11 protein-coding genes are annotated in these 18,654 nt (G+C 50.4%); 5 read left to right on the top strand and 6 right to left on the bottom strand.

Annotation, left to right across the window (positions count from 1 at the left end):
- Positions 1 to 215 precede the first annotated feature (215 nt).
- Complete coding sequence (locus CHL74_RS04555) at positions 216 to 4,442, bottom strand: endo-beta-N-acetylglucosaminidase (RefSeq protein WP_094879985.1); 4,227 nt, start codon at positions 4,440 to 4,442, stop codon at positions 216 to 218.
- 129 nt (positions 4,443 to 4,571) lie between these two features.
- Positions 4,572 to 6,842: a cation:proton antiporter gene (locus CHL74_RS04550; RefSeq protein WP_094879984.1), complete on the bottom strand. Its 2,271-nt coding sequence runs from the start codon at positions 6,840 to 6,842 to the stop codon at positions 4,572 to 4,574.
- 142 nt (positions 6,843 to 6,984) lie between these two features.
- On the opposite strand from CHL74_RS04550, the gene CHL74_RS04545 reads away from it, so the two are divergent.
- A complete protein-coding gene (locus tag CHL74_RS04545) occupies positions 6,985 to 8,571 on the top strand; it encodes an ATP-binding protein (protein ID WP_094879983.1) in 1,587 nt (528 codons plus the stop codon).
- 162 nt (positions 8,572 to 8,733) lie between these two features.
- On the opposite strand, the gene pepT is transcribed toward CHL74_RS04545, so the two are convergent.
- The 4 genes from pepT to rmuC form a co-directional block, all read right to left on the bottom strand.
- A complete protein-coding gene (gene pepT / locus CHL74_RS04540) occupies positions 8,734 to 9,957 on the bottom strand; it encodes a peptidase T (protein ID WP_094879982.1) in 1,224 nt (407 codons plus the stop codon).
- A 109-nt stretch (positions 9,958 to 10,066) separates the two neighbouring features.
- The gene (locus CHL74_RS04535; RefSeq protein ID WP_094879981.1) at positions 10,067 to 10,849 is read right to left on the bottom strand and encodes a Cof-type HAD-IIB family hydrolase; all 783 of its coding nucleotides are present in this window, start codon (positions 10,847 to 10,849) and stop codon (positions 10,067 to 10,069) included.
- A gap of 30 nt (positions 10,850 to 10,879) precedes the next feature.
- A complete protein-coding gene (locus CHL74_RS04530) occupies positions 10,880 to 12,736 on the bottom strand; it encodes an ATP-dependent DNA helicase (protein WP_094879980.1) in 1,857 nt (618 codons plus the stop codon).
- Positions 12,720 to 14,303 (bottom strand): DNA recombination protein RmuC, encoded by a 1,584-nt coding sequence (gene rmuC / locus CHL74_RS04525; RefSeq protein WP_254923219.1) that lies wholly within the window; start codon positions 14,301 to 14,303, stop codon positions 12,720 to 12,722. The genes CHL74_RS04530 and rmuC overlap by 17 nt, the downstream gene beginning before the upstream one ends.
- A gap of 162 nt (positions 14,304 to 14,465) precedes the next feature.
- On the opposite strand from rmuC, the gene CHL74_RS04520 reads away from it, so the two are divergent.
- The 4 genes from CHL74_RS04520 to CHL74_RS04505 all read left to right on the top strand — a co-directional run bounded on the left by CHL74_RS04520 (position 14,466) and on the right by CHL74_RS04505 (position 18,629).
- Entirely contained in the window at positions 14,466 to 15,155 is a 690-nt protein-coding gene (locus tag CHL74_RS04520) for an alpha/beta hydrolase-fold protein (RefSeq protein WP_094879979.1), read from the top strand.
- Between the two features lie 19 nt (positions 15,156 to 15,174).
- Positions 15,175 to 15,972, top strand: a complete 798-nt coding sequence (locus CHL74_RS04515; RefSeq protein ID WP_094879978.1) for a peptidylprolyl isomerase — start codon at positions 15,175 to 15,177, stop codon at positions 15,970 to 15,972.
- A gap of 1,170 nt (positions 15,973 to 17,142) precedes the next feature.
- Positions 17,143 to 17,988 carry a BRO-N domain-containing protein gene (locus tag CHL74_RS04510; protein ID WP_094879977.1) on the top strand — a complete coding sequence of 282 codons (846 nt, stop codon included), beginning with the start codon at positions 17,143 to 17,145 and terminating at the stop codon, positions 17,986 to 17,988.
- The gene (locus tag CHL74_RS04505) at positions 17,985 to 18,629 is read left to right on the top strand and encodes a DUF4391 domain-containing protein (protein WP_094879976.1); all 645 of its coding nucleotides are present in this window, start codon (positions 17,985 to 17,987) and stop codon (positions 18,627 to 18,629) included. The genes CHL74_RS04510 and CHL74_RS04505 overlap by 4 nt, the downstream gene beginning before the upstream one ends.
- The last annotated feature ends 25 nt before the right edge of the window (positions 18,630 to 18,654 follow it).

Raw genomic sequence — 18,654 nt, 5'->3', positions numbered from 1 at the left:
TAAATAAGTTTAAAATCCAAAGTATCATTAAGATACGCTGCAAATATAGCAAAAAAGCCATATTTAAACAAGAAAACAACAAAAAAAACATCTGTATTGTTTTAAACATAAAAAAGACCACCCGAATAACCTATATATTGTAACATACACAGGTCATTCGGGTGGTCTTATCTGGTCCGAACAATGTCGAACTTTATAAACCTAAGGCTTATTGCTTACTTTCTAACAAGCACCTTCTTAACAGAGCCGTCAGACATCTTGATGATGTTGATGCCCTTGCGGAGCGAGTTGAGCTTAACGCCGTCGAGTGAATAGATACCCACTACGGTCAGCGCACCGTTGCCAGTTGTGAGGTTCTCAATGCCTGAAGCGTGCTCCTTATATCCCTTCTTGCTTACGGCAAGGATGGTGGGATAAGCACCTCTGTTTCTTGAAGTGAAGACAAATGCCTTAGTCTTCTTGCTGCGGTCAAGCGACATTGTATACTCGTATGTGCGGAAGTTGTAACGGTTGTCGATATCGTCTGCAGAATAAGTGTCCGCAGCTGATCTGATGATACGGCTCAAACCGTACTGTGCCTCATTACCACTCGCGTAAGAACCGAACCAGTCAGCCGGCGAGAATGTAGACGTAGCGCTTCTACTCATGTCGTCGTAAACAGCGCAAACATCAAACTTAGAAGAACCGTTTGCTGAGATAGCAAGGAAGTAAACCTCCTCAATGTTCTCAGGTGTAGTGAGTGAGAGAACCTCCTCGTTGTTGACGGTCTTCATCACAAGGGCATTCTTGCCAGCGAGTGTTGCCACGCTATAAGAAATGCCGCTCTTTGTTGTGATGTTGCCCTGAGCGTCGCAGAAAGCACCAGTCTTCTGGATGTCTGTGGTGTAGAGCACCCATCCCTGGTCATCGAGAGCCATGGTTGTGCTTGAAGCAGCCGGCTTCTTCTCAGCCACTACGTCAGCGTTCCATCCATCCAGCTGCAGCGGACCGTTCACCGGAATGGCATCCTCAAACTGCTCGTAAGCCTCCACCTCAGCAAGTGATGGATAGAAGTAAACATTGAGGTTGCTGACAACAGCGAGATATTTTGTTGCGGCATACTTCGGGAAGATGTACGAAACCTCAGAGATATCCTGAATGTTCTCGAATGTCTTCACAATCTGCATATTGGCGAGATCATTACCAACAGCGATACTGATGTCCTTAGTTACATTTCCGTCAACGTCGTTATCGTTGGTGCCACGGTTGTTGTTAGGCAGGTTAACCACCACCTTTGAAAGGTTCCATGTCTTGCCTTCCGGTGCTGTGAAGATGGTCCAGAGGTCATTCTTGTGAGTTGAAGGTGCTTCAATCATCTCAAGAGCCTCAGCGGTCTTGTCCCCATCGGTCAGTCCGTCCACCTCATACTTGTCGTATTCTGCCTCGTATGAATAGTCGCTCTTGTAATGACGAACCTCAGCCTTTGCACCCTTCAGGATGTTGGGCTGTGTCTTCGAGTCGACCATCACTTCCACAGTGCTCTCCTTATAGTTGCCACCGTTGTCGACACGCAATGTGACATTGGCTGTGCCGATCATGCGCTGTGCTGTTACAGGAACTGTGAATGTAGACGAAGCGGCATCCTCTGTGATATTGCCGATGGTGACGTTGCCGTCAGCCTTGGCAGTACACTTAAACTGTGACGAACGTGTATCGCCACCAAGGTCATACTTCACCTTAATAGTCTTTGTCTCGCCAGCCTCCATCTTCAGTGCAGAAGGCTCCACAGACATCGACATATTGTTCTCTTCCTTACCGTAAACCTCAAACTCCCAGATACGGAGCGTACCGTTAACGTGCGGGACAAGCTTCACGTAGCGAGCCTTGAACGGTGCGATATAGTCAGTCTTGATTGACTCTTCAGTACGGTTCTCCTCGTCAACTACTGTTGTCCAGTTCTGACCGTCCTCAGAAAGCATAATCTTGTATGAGTCAATCTGGTCAACGCCGCTCTCAGGACCTGAGTTGCCGTCATAGATGCGGAAACCGTAGATGCGGTACGAACCGAGGCAATCGAAGACAGCCCAGTTGTCTGCACTTACGTTACACCACTTCTGGCTGGTAGAATAAGGATTGGTTACACCGTCGATAATCTTATCAGGCACCTCAGTAGAGTTGGTAGAGCCGCTATAGCCAACGACCTTCTTGCCTTTCACTACATTGAACACCTCATCATACTCAGAGTCTGACATTACGTCCACAACCTCGCTCTTCGTTGTAGAAGTACCGATTACGTTGGTTACGTCGATGCTGACCTGCTGCTTGCCAGCCTTCACAGCCTTAACGGTGATGGTCTTGTCTGTGAGCGAACCGTCAGTAAGCTGCAGTCCCTCAGGAAGAGTCCACTTATATGCAGTGGGCGAACCGGTTGCTCTTGCGGTCAGTGTTGTTGCCTCACCAACCTTGAGATAGCTCTTGCCAACAACAAAGGTAACAACGGGAGCAGTGGCCTTCGGATAGTCCATCTTCAATGTCTTGCCCTCCTGCTGACGCATATCCTTCATTACGGGAACAACCACGAAGTCGATAGCAGCGTCTGTGCCTTCACGCTCGAATGTCGGCACGTAGAATGCCTCGTCACGTGTCTGACCAACCATTGTGCGTGTGCCGCCGGCTGTCTGCTTGTAGATGTCGAAGTGGTCGAAGTCGGCTGTATAGTCGAAGTCCCATGTGATACGGGCATCGCCCTTAGCCTCGCCGAGCACGCTCTTCGTTGCGAGGTTCTTCACCTCTACAGACGCAGGAGCATAACCTGCGGGCAGCACGTCAAGCTGACCGAGAGACAATGTATAGTTAGATACGGCAGAAGCCGACTTCAAGTTGAGCGCCACCATATATATGGTCTTGCCGTTAACCGAAGAAAGGTCGTATTCAGCTACAGTCCATCCGTTCTTCTCCGATACGGCAGGAGCAGAGAGCGTAACGTCAGGTGTGGTTGAGCTGGTGGTAGAGAGCTTCACCTCTACGCTTCCGCTTGTGCTGGTCTTATAGACGAGGCGCAACTTGCCGCCGTCAGTCACCTTTATCATGGTCTTGTAGAGACGCATGAGGTGGTCGCCGGCTGAGAGCTGTCCGCTCACCTTGATGCTCGAACCGAAGTTGTAAGCGTCATCCCAGTCAATGTCTACATTCAGTGAGCCACGGTTCTCTATCCACCAACGCCATGTAGGCATGATGCTCTGCACACCTGAGTGATACCAGTCCTGTGTGCCCTGCTTTACACCTTCCACGAAGCGGTGCTTACCCACGCCTACGCAGAATGATGTCGTGAACGGCATCTTGTTTACAACCGAACGCTCGAGAACGCGTCCTGAGATACCCGGCCATCTGTCGCCGATTTTCGACGGGTCGCCGTCGTTGTTCACCCACATCTGTGATTCGTTCTGGAATGTCTTCTGAATGGCAGCATAAGCCTTTGCGCCAGTGTCTTCCTTTCCGAGCAGATTCTTCACGTTGTCCTTCCAGATACGCTCCTCAGGGCAGAAGAGGTCAAGCGAACCTACGTGTCCGTCTGTAGGCATGGCAGCATTGAGGTGATACTGGAAACCTGTGTGTCCGGAGTTCACCACCTGCACACCAGCATAAATCTTTGAGAATGTCTCGGCTTCTGTACATCCCAAGCTTGATGCGTAAGAACGATAGTCACCAGCCGAACCATACTCGAGGAACTGTGAGGTGTTCTTGTGCGACTTGAGGATGGAAGTGTCAGGTAGGCCAGAGGCGTTATACCACTGGATTTCCATCTGAGTATCACCGTTCTTGTCTGCAAGATAGTTGAATTCCTTAATGAAGTCCACCCATTCTGTTGTGCTACCGCCACCGATTTCCTCATTGATAAACCATCCGTCGAAGCCCATGTATTTGGCAATCTCATAGAGCTTCTGAGCATAGATATACACGCCATTCTCTTTTGTGAGCATCTGACGAACCCATGTCTGTGTTCCACCGAACGCTGCCGGCGGGAAGAAAATCTGTCCCAACGACTTCACACCGCTCTGGTGAGCAGCGTCTGTCGATCCTGCCGGTGGCGGGATGATGATACCCTCGGAAGCCGAACCTGCCCAGTAAACGAGCTTGTCCATATACTGCCAATAGGTGGGCTGATAGCCAAGGAAGTTGTAAGCACCCTGCGACGGGCTCATAGAGCAGGTCGGGAAGAGGATTGTAGCGTTACAGATCTGTCCTTCGTAATATTGGTTCTTGTTAGCTTTCATGAGCGTAGGCTCCTGGAAGCGGGTAGCAAGAGGCACACGTGAGCGGTTGAACTTAGCGTCAGGATCGGTCTCCGGCGACCAGTTCTTGATGTCTTCCGGATGCCAGCATCCACCGTACGGCTGCTGTGCGTATGTGCCCTGCATAAACATGGCAGCCAGTGCCGTCAAAATAAATTTGCTGTTTCTCATTGAGTTTATAAATGTTAGTAATAGTATTTTAGTTTTAGAGAGTATATAGGTATAACAATCAAATATAAAAAAACACGTAAGAGAAAGACAACTTTTTTAAAAAGCAATCATTCTCTTACGTGTCACTACTTATTGTGCAGCTCCATTATTGGCATCTTTCAGTCCTTGCAGCGCACTCTCCTCGCCCACTATCCATACTATGTCGCCAAGACGAAAACGGTATGTGATGTTCACCATAGAGAGGTTCTCTTTTCCTTCCTCTCGTCCCACCACCATACAGTTGAAGCGGTCGCGGATGCCGCTTTCAGGCAATGTCTTGCCTACGAATGGAGAATTACGGTCAATGACTATCTGCGACAGCTTCATCTCACGTTTCTCTATGTCTGGGTCATCGGGCACGATGTCTGAGTCGACAGCAGCCTGCATTGCTGACAGCTGCGAGTCGCTACCAATTACCTGAAGTCTGTCTCCTGGGAATACGATGCTGTCGCCTCCCGGAATGTTTATGCGCTGATGACCACGCAGGATGCTGCTGACATGCACGCCGAAGCGGTTGCTCAGACGCAGGTCGGAAAGATACATACCTGCCCACTTCGAGTTCTCCGGGATGTCAATGTCGGAGATGTGGATATCACGATCAAGAAGATGACCCTCATAAAGCGGTTTCTTCAATCCGAGCACCTGCTGCTCTATGTCGCGCGAACGTAGGTTCTGCACGAAGAGACGCTCCATAAGGATGCTGCGCTTCTTCAGGCGGCGCGAGAGTATCATGAACAGGACAATAACCACGGCTATGGTTAGCATCAGGGCATTGGTGAAGCGGGTAAGATAATTACATATATAGAATATGAAAGCGGAGGCTATTATCACTCTCACCAATATGGTAACGAGGAGCGGCAGACGGTTGGAGCGGCTCTCGTTCCACAATGCACGAAACTCCTCCGAATGGTTCTTCTTCATCACGATGGCTCTGAGGAACGGGGCTATTATGGACACCGTCACCAGTCCGCAGATGCCGTTAGCCCACCAGTGCATGCCGGGCATGATGCTGCGGATGAATGGCAGGAAGAAGGTGAACATAACGGCGATGGCAGCCACGGAGAGGATGGAGTAGACGATGGTGATGCGTGCCATCTGCGAGATCAGGCTGTGCCAGTTGCTCTTTGGAGCAGAAGAGGGATGTGACAGCGTCACGTTATTGAGGGCACGTATCCACGTCTTGGGCAGACGACGCTCCAGAAAGCCGTAGCAAGGTACGGAGAAGCGTATCATGTAGGGCGTTAGGAATGTGGTGATGACCGAAACAGCTACCACGACTGGATAGAGAAATTCGCCCGTAACCTTCAGCGACAAGCCCAATGAGGCGATAATGAACGAGAACTCACCTATCTGTGCCATTGAGAAACCGCTTCGCATAGCAGACTTGAGCGACTGTCCTCCAATGAGGAAACCGAAGGTGCCGAAGACTGCCTGACCCACAAGGATGGTCAGCACGAGCATGGCTATCGGCAAGGCATAGCTGACAATGATCTTCGGATCGACAAGCATGCCCACCGACACGAAGAACACAGCTCCGAAGAGATCCTTCACTGGAGCCACAAGCTTCTCTATCTTGCCTGCCTCAATGGTCTCGGCGAGGATGCTACCCATGACGAATGCTCCGAAAGCCGAGCTGAAACCCACCTTCGTTGACACGACAGCCATAAGGCAGCAGAGTCCAAGCGACACGATAAGCAGCGTCTCGTTGTTGATGAGTTTACGCATAAGACGGAGAAACAGAGGCACAGCGAAGATGCCCACCACAAACCAAAGGACAAGGAAGAAGCCTATCTTCATCACGGCGCCAATCATCTCGCCGCCGTCAGGGTTAGAACCTGAAGCCAACGCCGACAGCATCACCATCATGACGATGGCAAGGACGTCCTCCAGAATGAGCACGCTCATCACGGGCTGGGCGAACTTCTGTTGTCGCAGTCCCATGTCGGTGAACGCCTTGTAGATGATGGTAGTGGAGCTCATCGCAAGCATACCTCCAAGGAAGATGCAGTCCATTCGGTTCCATGAGAATGCGTGACCGACCACGATGCCGAGGGTCATCATGGAGAAGATTATCGTCAGTGTGGTGATGACAGGCGCAATACCCATCTTTATAATCTTCTTGAACGAGAAGTCGAGTCCGAGCGAGAACAGCAGGAACATCACACCGATGTCCGCCCAAGTCTTGATGTCCGAATTGTCCACAACAGACATCGTGTAGGGCATGTGCGGACTGACAATAAAGCCAGCCATGATATAGCCCAACACGAGCGGTTGCTTCAGTTTCTTGAATAAGAGTGTGACCGCGCCCGCCACTATAAGTATCAGGGCAAGGTCGTTTATTAGAGTAGGAACTTCTGACACGCTTGTTAAATGTTTAATTAATAATGATAAATGTTTAATCGCAAGAACTATCCGAATACGATTAATGCAAAGATAACGATTTTTGTTTGAATATATCGAATATTATTGTTAGATTTGCATAAGAAACTAAAGAGCAAACATTATGGCAGCACTAACAAGAAGACTTCCCGTAGGCATACAGTCGTTCAAAAAAATTCGCAAGGAGAATTATCTCTATGTTGATAAAAGCGATATAGTTTGGCAACTGGCTAACAATGGCTTACAATACAATTATCTGAGCCGTCCACGTCGGTTCGGCAAGTCTTTGCTTGTAGATACTTTGCAGGCTTACTTTGAGGGTCAACGCCACTTGTTCGAGGGACTTAAGATAATGGAACTGGAGCATGACTGGATAAAACGTCCCGTTATACGTCTTGATATGAGCCGCGGCGGAGCTACGGAAGCCACCTTACGCTCTTATCTGGATTTGGCATTCAGCAGATATGAAGAAAAATACAATATCTCTCCAAGACCAAATTCATCACTTGCCAACCGCTTTGACAGCATAATACTCACTGCCTACCAACAAACCGGACAGCAAGTAGCTATCCTTATCGACGAATACGATTCGCCGCTACAACACTCATGGCATACTCCAGAGCATGAGGCATGCACAGCCGTATATCGCGAGGTTTTCGCCATTCTTAAAGCTGACGACGAGATGGAGTGTTTTGTTTTTATAACTGGCATAACAAAATTCACACAGATTTCGTTGTTCTCTGTGCTCAACAATCTTAGCAATATTAGTTTCGAACCACAGTTTGCCACAATATGCGGAATTTCAAAGCAGGAAATGGTGGATAATTTCATGCCGGAGATTGAGCAAATGGCAGAGTTCAATAAATGGACAATAGAAGAAACTTTGGCTAAACTCAAAGACTATTACGACGGATATCATTTTTGCGATACGAACATGATAGATGTCTACAATCCATACAGCCTCGTGAATGCACTGAACCATAAGCGACTCAGATCTTATTGGGCGTCTTCAGGCGCAACATCACTATTGCCAAAGTTCGTCAATGACATGGAGCTACACCTCGACGACTTCGACCACTGTAGTGTGCTTCGCGGCATTCTCGAAACCTCAGATGTAACGGGAGGCGGACCAGAGCTTTTCCTTTACCAATCAGGATATATAACAATAAAGGATAGCGACGAGTTTGGCTATATTCTTGGAATCCCCAACGAAGAAGTCAGACAAGCTCTTAACGAAATGGTGCTTCCTGCACTGACTATGCGCAAACAGGGCGACATACTATCGCTGCAAGCAAACCTCTACCGCCAACTTGGTACTGGAATGCTTGATGATGCCAAGAAAACACTCCGCTCTCTCATTGCCGACGTGCCATACAGCAACAAGAAACTGGCATCAATGGACATGGAGGAACGCTATCGTCTCATCATCAGTACTATCCTCAATGCCATTGGCATAAGGGTAGAAGTAGAACGCATGCTTGCCACTGGTCGTATTGACCTCGTGGCATGGCTGTCGCGTTACATTTATGTTATAGAACTGAAATTATCAAATAATGGCGGAATTGCAGCTGCCGAGCAACAGATAACTACATGTGGATACACCGAACCATTCAAGGGAGACACACGCAAGGTCGTTGGACTCGCCGTGGAACTCGATAGCGAAGGCAAAGGGCTTATTGATTGGAAAGTCGTGGGAGAGCAACAACTTTAAGCAACATATATTCAATGACTTACAGCATTAAGTACGTCTTGTATACGTCCAAGAAAATAGCAATGTAAAAAGTCTTTTGTTTGAAATCATGGGCAACAACGAAATAAGGGTATAAAAATAGCGGAGGCTGGAGACCTCCGCTTCTTTGTATGCTTTAAGTATTTAGTCGTTAAAGTGAGCCGTAATCTCACATATCTTTATTACCACCTGCATGGCTTTCTCCATTGCCTGCACGCTGACAAACTCGTGAGGTCCGTGGAAGTTGCAGCCGCCGGCGAAGATGTTCGGGCATGGCAGACCCTTGAATGAGAGCTGTGCTCCGTCCGTGCCGCCACGGATGGGCATCACCTTCGGAGCCACACCGTTCTCCTGCATCGCCTTCAACACGATGTCGATGACGTGCATGTTGGGATCAATCTTCTCCTTCATGTTATAATACTGGTCCTTGAGGTCCACGCTTACCGTGCCCTCACCCCACTTCTCGTTCATCTTCTTCACGCAGTCCTCGATGAAGTCCTTGCGGTCCTCAAACTTCTGACGGTCGTGGTCGCGGATGATGTATGAGAGAGTGGCTTTCTCGCAGCATGACGTGATGCCAAGGAGATGATAGAAGCCCTCATAGCCTTCGGTCTCCTCAGGTGTCTCTGCAGCCGGTATCATGTTGGCAAACTCCAGTGCGAGGCGCGATGCGTTCACCATCTTGCCCTTGGCATATCCTGTATGTACGCTTACGCCCTTGAAGTGCACCTTGGCTCCTGCAGCATTAAAGTTCTCATACTCCAGCTCGCCGAGGTCGCCGCCGTCCATAGTGTAAGCCCACTGGCAGCCGAACTTCTCCACGTCGAAGTGGTGAGCGCCCATACCGATCTCCTCGTCAGGATTGAAAGCCACGCGGATGTCGCCGTGCTTCACCTCGTCATGGTCGCGCAGCCAGCACATAGCCTGAACTATCTCCGCTACGCCAGCCTTGTCGTCAGCGCCAAGGAGTGTGGTGCCGTCGGTTACGATGATGTCCTCACCTACGTGTGCCTTCAGCTCGGGGAACTTAGCCGGGCTTGAGACGATGCCCTCTGAGAGCACGATGTCGCCACCGTCATAGTTCTTGACGATGCGTGGCTTGATGTTGGCGCCGCTGCAGTCAGGAGACGTGTCGTAATGCGCGATGAAACCGATGGTCGGGATGTCCTTCTTCACGTTGGCTTTCAGCGTGGCGTAGATATAGCCCTGCTCGTCCATCTCCACATCGCTCAGACCTTCGCGCTCAAGCTCCTCTTTCAGATACTTGGCGAAGATGAGCTGCTTGGAAGTGCTCGGTACTGTTTCTGAATCTTCACTCGACTGTGTGTCGAACTGTGTGTAGTTTAAAAATCTTTCGGTAATATCCATTATTAATGCTTTTAGTCGTATTCTGCTGCAAACTTACTCATTTTTTTTGAATTGGTGATGAGTAATGCATGTTAACTTATAAGAATAATTCCTCTATCTGATGTTTTGGTCAGATTATGCCGAAATGTTTCAGCGCGTTCCACACTCCGTCATTGTCTACGTCCGTCGTCACATAGTCGGCATGTGCCTTTACGCTGTCGAGGGCATTGCCCATCGCCACACCCACTCCTGCAGCACGGAGCATCGACTCGTCGTTGCCTCCGTCACCGAATGCCATCGTCTCCGAGATGTCGATGCCGAGGCGGTCGGCAATGGCACGTATGCCGTTAGCCTTGTCAGCCTTTGCCGAGGTGATGTCGCAAAAGGCGGGATACCATCGGGCGGAGTTACATCCAGGGAGTTCGGGCAACACCTTGCGCTCCTCCTCTTCGGTGAGGAAGGGAGTGATCTGAAGGATGCCCTGATCAATGACATCCGCAAGGGGCACGTCAAACTTGTCGTACGTCACTTTCAGCATATCATAGAACACATGGTTGACGTCATCATTGCGATTCACAATCTGTATGTCCTTCGTGCCCACCACTACGGCTGGCAGTCCGTGTTCCTCACAGTAGCGTATGACAGTCTCTGCCTCTTCACGCGGAATGACATCCTCACGTACCGTCTCGGCTCCGTACGTACACATGGCACCGGTGGCAAGAATATATCCGTCCATCAGATGCTCTATTGGAGCCACGTTATTGAGCAGCTGGCGGGGACGTCCCGTAGCCGTGAATATCTTTACGCCGTTTTCATGTGCAAGGCGCAGCGCCTCGCGGGTCGACTCTGGTACGTCGTGCGTATTGAAGCTGACGAGCGTTCCGTCCACATCGAAAAACAGTGCTTTAATCATATTTTTTCTTTTTTGTTATCCTTAATGTTATTATCGTTTCTTTGTTTCTGCGCCGGTCTTTCCTGCCAGCACGGCAGACCTGCGCTTCAGGTAAGAGGTGATGGCGAAGCCTTCGTCGCTCACCACTTTCAGCAGCGCACGCTTCTGCATCACGGTCTCCTTTAGCGTGGGGAAGAGTTCTGACCAGCGCTTCTTCACCTCTTGACTGTCGGTCTTGACGGAGGTTTTGCGGATAAGTTCCTCCACGCCGGAGATAGTACGTGCAAAGTAAGTGGATCCTTTGCGGAGGCGTTCCTGAAGATGTTCGTCATTCTGATAGTCAGCCGTTTGGAATACCATCTGGCTGTACTGTATGCGGAACCTCTCTGCCACGTCCATGAGCTTCGTGCGTATGGTGTCGGCGTTAAGCTTATACTCCATGATGAGCTTGGGATAGGAGCGCTTGAAGTGGCCCGACAGCAGGTCGAGCACACGACCGAAGATGTCCATGAGCGGACGGAAGTCGTACAGTTCGTTCACGATGGAGAGAAAATAGTCGCGCTGCAACGTGCCTATCTGTTCCGGCGTCGGCGTATGCTCTATGGCGTGTGTGGCGTATTCGTCCACGGCACCGTCACGGATGATGGCGCTGTGAGGGAGCGGAGCGCTGAGCACCAGTCCTGCGAGCGTGCGGCATCGGCTGAGCGCCACGTATGTCTGACCATGCGTGAAGGCACGCTGCACGTCGATGACGGCATGATCGAAAGTCAGTCCCTGGCTCTTATGCACCGTAATCGCCCAAGCCAACTTCACAGGATACTGACGGAACGTGCCGTCCACCTCCTCCGTTATCTCGTTGGTGCGCTCGTCAATGACGTAGCGCGTATTGTCCCACTGCTCCATGCCCACGTTGATGACGGTTCCGCTGTCGCGTGTGCGGACCGAGAAGCCTTGGTTGTCAATGCGCTCCACGGTTCCGAGCATGCCGTTATAGAAAGCCTTGTCCTGCGACGAGTCGTTCTTGACGAACATCACCTGCGCACCTTCCTTCAGCGTCAGCGTCTCCTCCGTCGGGAAGAGCATGTCTGGGAACTTGCCTTTCACCTCGGCATTGTACGTATATTCCTCGCCGGGGAGCAGCGACATCTGACGGTCGTTCTCCTTCTGTGCCTGATAGTTATGTGTGGTCAGACGTATGTATCCGTCTTCCGTCTTTGGCTCGAATCCGCGTATGTAGCGAGAGTTGAGCGCCTGCAGCACGGCGTCGTCCGCACGATTGTCTCTCACCTTGTTGAGGAGTTCGAGGAAGCGTGCGTCGCTCTGACGATACACCTTCTTCAGTTCCACTATGGCATAGCGCGTCTGGCGAAGCGCAAGCGAGGAGAAGAAGTATGGCGTATCATAATAATGTGACAGCATCTGCCATTCGTCGTCCTTTGCCACGGGAGCCAGCTGTCCGAGGTCGCCAATCATGACCATCTGAACGCCGCCGAACGGCATCTGGTTCTTGCGGAAGCGGCGAAGCACGGCGTCCACAGCGTCAAGCAGGTCGGCACGCACCATAGAAATCTCGTCTATGACAAGCGTGTCAATGGACTGGATGACGCGTATCTTCTGCCTCGAAAACTTATATTGCTGTTCCTTGAGCTTATACTGCGCATTGGGGATGAACGGGGCGAAGGAGAGCTGGAAGAAGGAATGGATGGTCACTCCCTCGGCGTTGATGGCGGCAATGCCGGTCGGCGCCACCACCACGATTCGCTTCGACGACTCGTTCTTGAGGCGTCGGAGGAAGGTGGTCTTTCCTGTTCCTGCCTTACCGGTAAGGAAGAGGTTGGTGTTGGTAGTCTCTATTATCTCCCACGCAAGACGCGCCTGCTCATTGAGGTCATTATTGGGTTGATTCATCTTGTGGCGTTGTTACTGTATTGGTTTCGGGCAGCATGGTAGTGGCGTCCGTCTCTATGAACATCGAGTCGTCCATATCGGCGAGCGACTTCTTTTTCTTGTTCTCCTTGGCTCCTGCCTTGAGGAGGTTGCGTGCCGCTGTTATGATGCTTGCACCGCTGTCTGCGGTGGTTATCTTCAGTCGGGTGATTTTCTTTACGGCGTCGTTCATGCTCGACTCCACGTCCATAAACCTTATGCCGAAGTCCTGCACACGGTCGATGACGGTGTTGGCAGCGTCCATCATCGCCTGCTGGTTCTTCAGCTGTCGCACCTGCGTCCACATCATCTCCAGCACGCGCAGATTCATATACATGGTCTGCGGTCCCAGAATCATCACTCCCTGGTCGTAAGCGTCGCGCCAGAGCGTGCTGTCGTTAAGGAGCGCGAGGTTAAGAGCGCCCTCCACGGGCACGTACATTATGGCGAAGTTCAGACGGTTGTATCCCTCGGGCAGATACCTGACATAGTCCTTGCGGGCAAGGCGCTTCACCTGTGCTCTGACGCTGGCGATGTGTGCTTTCAGATAGTCGCTCTTCTCGGGCGTGCCGTCCTCAGCGTTCATGTATCGCTCATAGTCGGTGAGCGACATCTTCGAGTCCACCACCACGTGGCGGTTGTTCGGGAAGTGCAGAATGAAGTCTGGTATCATTCCCTTGCCGTCATCGCCCTTCACCGCCTTTCCAGCCTTGTCCTTGAGCGTTGCCTGCGTGTCAAACTGCTCGCCCTCCTTCAGTTCCAGGTCTTCGAGGAGCTGCTTCAGCTTCAGCTCACCGAAGTTGCCCTGCACCTTCACCTCTCCCGTCAGTGCGCGAGTCAGTCTGTCGGCAGTCTCGCCAAGGGCAGCACTCTTCTGCATGTTTATCTTGATGGTCTCGTCCAGTCGTGTGAGAGCCTCGCTCTGCTGCTCCTTGGTCTTGTCGAAAGCCTCCTGCATGTCACGCAGACTCTGCTGCAGTGGGTCGATTATCTTCGACACCTGCTCCTTGTTTCGCTCGCCAAGTTCCTCCTGACGACGCTTCAGCACCTCCTCGGAAGTGGTGAGCATCTGGTCCTTGATAAGCTGCAGCTGGCTCTCCACCTGCTCCTTATTCATCTGACGTAGCATCTTCAGCTGCTCGTCGTACGCCTTGCGCATATCGGCAAGCGTCTCCTCATTATGCTTTGCCTCCAGCTGGGCAGTCTCAGTGGCAGCAGCCTTCTGTTCAGACAACTGCCTCTCAAACTCTGCCTTCTGATCCGCAAGCTGTCTCTCCGCATTCTCTTTCTGTTCAGCAAGCTGTCGACAATAGTTTTCGGTATGCGCCTTCTGCACGTCGCGCTCCGACGTCAGGCTTGCCATCTGCGCCGTCTGTGCCTGCACGGTCAGCTCCAGCCGCTTCTCATTCTCAATGTGCTGTGCCAGTTGTGCTTGCAGGTTCTCCACCATCTGCGACGCCGCCCCAGCCTTCACCTTGCCTCCAAGCCAATAACCGACAAAGAGCATAGCAAAGACTGCCACAAGGGCAAGGATTATGTATACTTCCATATTTCTTAATAATTTATTCCGAACCGCAAATATACACAATATATTGCAGAAAACGCAACAATACAATCATTAAATAAACAAATAAGTAAGCCACTTTTGTGCTTCTATTAGGATAATTATGCTTAACTTTGTCTTGTCACCTAAATAAGAACATAACGATATATGCCAACAGACATCATTAATATAGGGCAACGGAGATGCAAGCTCCATACTTCACATGCCGCTCCTGCCTTTCTCCTCGTCCAGCCGACTGCACGTCACGAGGAGAAGAACGAGGGCATCTGGCGCGAGATGGAGACCATCGAAGCCGACAGCAGACACGGATTCGTCATGGCGGCTTTCGAATGCCAGGAGTGGGCACACGACCTTATGCCTTGGCACGACGAGGCTGTGGCGAGGGACGAAGAGGTGGGACTGCACGCCCACGACACCCTGCATTACGTCGGAAACGTGCTGCTGCCTTGGATGAGGGAGCGCTACGGTCAGCTGCCGTGCATCATCGGAGGCTATTCGCTTGGCGGACTCTTCGCGCTATGGGCGGCAAGGGAGACGAAGCTCTTCAGCGCTGTGGCTGCCGCTTCGCCGTCGCTGTGGATAAAGCACTGGACGGAATATGCTGCCGCCAATGCCTTGAACGCACAGGCAGCATATCTCAGTCTCGGAGACCGCGAGGAGCATTGCCGCAACCAACGGATGAGCCGCATCGGCGACTGCGTGCGCACGGAACACCACTTGCTCGGCGAGCTCTTGGGCGAGGAACACACCACCCTGGAATGGACCACCGGCGGTCACTTCGGACAGGAGGCGGAACGCACGGCACGGGCTTTCTCATGGTGCATCAACAATCACTAACCAACAACATACCTATCTTATGAAAATTCTCAGAATCATGGCGCTGCTTCTCTTGCTCGTGGCAATAACGGCAGGCGCACAACAAAGAAAGACAACGTCGGCCACTCACGCACCCGCTATCGTCAAACCGGGAGAACGTCCGGAGGTGCTGATAGAGACGACGATGGGCAACATCCGCATCCAACTCTACAACGAGACACCGCAACACCGCGACAACTTCCTGAAGCTTATCCGCGAATACCACTTCTACGATTCGCTGCTCTTCCATCGTGTCATCCCCGACTTTATGATTCAGGCTGGCGACCCGTCCAGCAAGAATGCACCCAAAGGAGCAAGACTCGGCGAACAGTCGCTCGACTATAACATCCCTGCCGAAATACGCCTGCCGCAGATTTTCCACAAGCGCGGCACGCTGGCTGCAGCACGCGAGCCCGACATCGTCAATCCCATGCACGAGTCGAGCAGCTCGCAGTTCTATATTGTCATAGGCAAGAAGCAGGACGAAAAAGGACTGGAGCGCGGACGCAAGAACCTGCAGAAGCTCTTCGGCGACAGCCTTACGATGACGAAGGAAATGGAGGAGACTTACCGCACCATCGGCGGTACGCCTCACCTGGACGGAGCCTACACGGTCTTCGGAGAAGTGACAGAGGGCATGGACGTGGTGGAGAAGATTCAGAACGTGGAACGCGACGAATATGACAGACCCCTCGAGGACGTCAGAATCATAAAGGCGACAATACTGAAGGACATGCCGGGACACGAGAAAAAACAGGTGAAGCGGACTGTCAAAAAGCCGGTAAGAAGAAAACGGTAATCGTAGGAGGCTATGTCATCCCACAATAGCCTCCTAAGTTAGACAGGAAGACATGTTTTTTTTAGACAAGAAGATAGGAAGACATGTTATTAGGGAACGTGACAAACATAGGAGGCTATGGCGTCTCGCCGTAGCCACGCACCCACGGACAGCAAGCTGATTGAGTATGAGCTACAGGTTCCGCAGAGCGGGACCTACCATCAGAAACCCACTGCAAGCTGCGAAGCAGCGCAGCTGTGGGTACATGAGATACCTCCACCTATATATAGTTCCCCGAAGGGGGACTGACACTTCCCGTATGATGTTGAGGATGATAGTCAGTCCCGCTTTGCGGAACCAAGAGAGGAAGAGGGATGCTTATCCCACAGCTGCGTGGTTGTTATTCTGCTATGGATGGCTGCGTGGCTACGGCGAGACGCCATAGCCTCCTAGGTTTGCCTTGTCTGCTGTAATTCAAAGCTCAAAACTCCTAATTCGGACGCCTTGCCGTCCGACACAATATTTGCATTTCTGATGCTCAATACTATGAGCTGAGCGCACTAAGAAATCTTTGGTGCGAAATTCTTGAATTTTGAGCGTGCAAGGATAAACGATTTATATACAATGAATTAGAAGGTTTGTGAGGAAAGTGTGCAAAAAAAAGAAGCAGCAAGAAGCCTATTTGTGTTGCAATAGCGCCACTTTTACACCCCAATAGTGCCACTTTTATCATACAATAGCGCCACTTTTACACTCTAATAGTGGCACTATTGTAGTGTAAAAGTGGCGCAATCGTTAAGCTCGGGTGCTGTTTGCACAGCAAAACACCGTAAAAACAGCAACCCAGACCTCTAGAATCAATTTTTATTTTGTAACATGTTTTTACTCTTTGTACGATATTTGCATGCCAGACATGAAGACGTGTTTTTTAGACAAGAAGACAGGAAGAACATGTTTTTTGACAGGAAGACATGAAGTACATATTTTTGATAAGAAGACAAAACAGAGATTATTGCAAGAAAAATCCGTAAAAACTTGGATTATAAAAGATAATATCGTATATTCGTAGCAAAATGGAAAGACGATGACAACGACAAACGATTATATTAGTATACTTCGCAAATACAGCGAATTGCCGCATGGTATTTCGAGCTGATAACATTCCTGATAATCAGATAATATGCTTTATTTATGACAAAGAAAGAAGCCCTTCAATTATTTGAAGAAAAGAAGATACGTTCCGTATGGGACGACAAAGAAGAGAAATGGTATTTCTCTATAGTGGATGTTTGTGCGGTGTTGACCGAAAGCAAAGACCCTACAGCATATTGGAGGAAGTTAAAACAAAGACTGAAACAAGAAGGAAATGAAACCGTGACAAATTGTCACGGTTTGAAATTGCGTGCAGCCGACGGCAAGCTCCGCCTGACGGACGTAGCTGATACAGAGCAACTGTTTCGTCTTATACAGTCCGTTCCTTCTCCCAAAGCGGAGCCTTTCAAGTTGTGGATGGCACAAGTGGCGAGCACACGATTGGAGCAGATGCAAGACCCGGAGAAAAGCATCGACCAGGCTGTGATAGATTATAAGCGATTGGGATATTCTGACGCATGGATAAACCAGCGCATCAAGTCTATTGAGATAAGAAAAGAACTAACAGACGAATGGGCAAGAACAGGCGTTCAGCAAGGCATGCAGTATGCATCTCTTACCGACATCATCACTCGTGAATGGAGCGGAATGAGCACCAAGCAATACAAACAATTCAAGGGTCTGAAGAAAGAAAGTCTTCGCGACAATATGACCAATATGGAGATTGCGCTCAATATGCTCGCCGAGGCCTCTGCCACAGAACTGTCTAAACAGCGTGACCCAAAAGGCTTCAGTCAGCAGAAGCAAATAGCAAAAGATGGCGGAAGCGTAGCAAAAGTAGCACGCAATCAATTGGAGAAGAAACTCGGGCATGGGGTTATTACTTCAGCCAAAGCAAGTGACTATCTTCCTTCTTTAGATTCTGAAGAAAAGAAAGAGCCATGATAACATTCCCTGATTCAACCCTTGTGGGCAAGCCTGTGCCCAAGACGGCGTTCTACCGCAACCTGGAGGTAAATGCCAAAATGAAGCAGCGGTTTGTGGACAACGTAGAGAGCATCACGTGGACGGCGAAGCTGGCACCCTCCACGCTCAGTGTGACCGACGGCAAGACGGTGCACGAGATTACAGTGTTCCGTATGGTGCTGAAGAAAGAGGAAGTGCCATCCGACGTGCTGATGCTTATAGACAAGCAGATGCCACGCCACACGGTGTTTGTATTGCAACACGAAGGCAAGTGCTGCCTGTATGTCAACTACAAAGAGTGGCACGATGCGGAGCAACGGCAGTTTGACATTGTCAAGACATATCAGACGGCTTGGGTAAAAGAAGCTGATATAGTGCTGAACATTGAAGGCAGCACGATGGATGCCGTGTTCTCCTCTTTTGTGCGTCAGATTGCGGAAGGACTGCTGGACGCAAACACCACGGACCTGCATACGGCAGTAATGGCAAACAAGGAGCGTGAGCAGATACAGAAAAACATCAACATTCTCGAACAACAAATGTTGAAAGAGAAACAACCGAAGAAACGATTTGAGATACACCAAAGACTGGTGAAAATGAAAGCGAAACTGAATCAATAAGAGAACGAAATACTTTAAGAATATG

Origin of the sequence: Prevotella sp. 885, assembly GCF_002265625.1 — a bacterium.
Taxonomy (GTDB): domain Bacteria; phylum Bacteroidota; class Bacteroidia; order Bacteroidales; family Bacteroidaceae; genus Prevotella.
The sequence above is the reverse complement of the archived record's forward strand: the minus strand, read 5'-3'. Positions and strand labels throughout refer to the sequence as shown.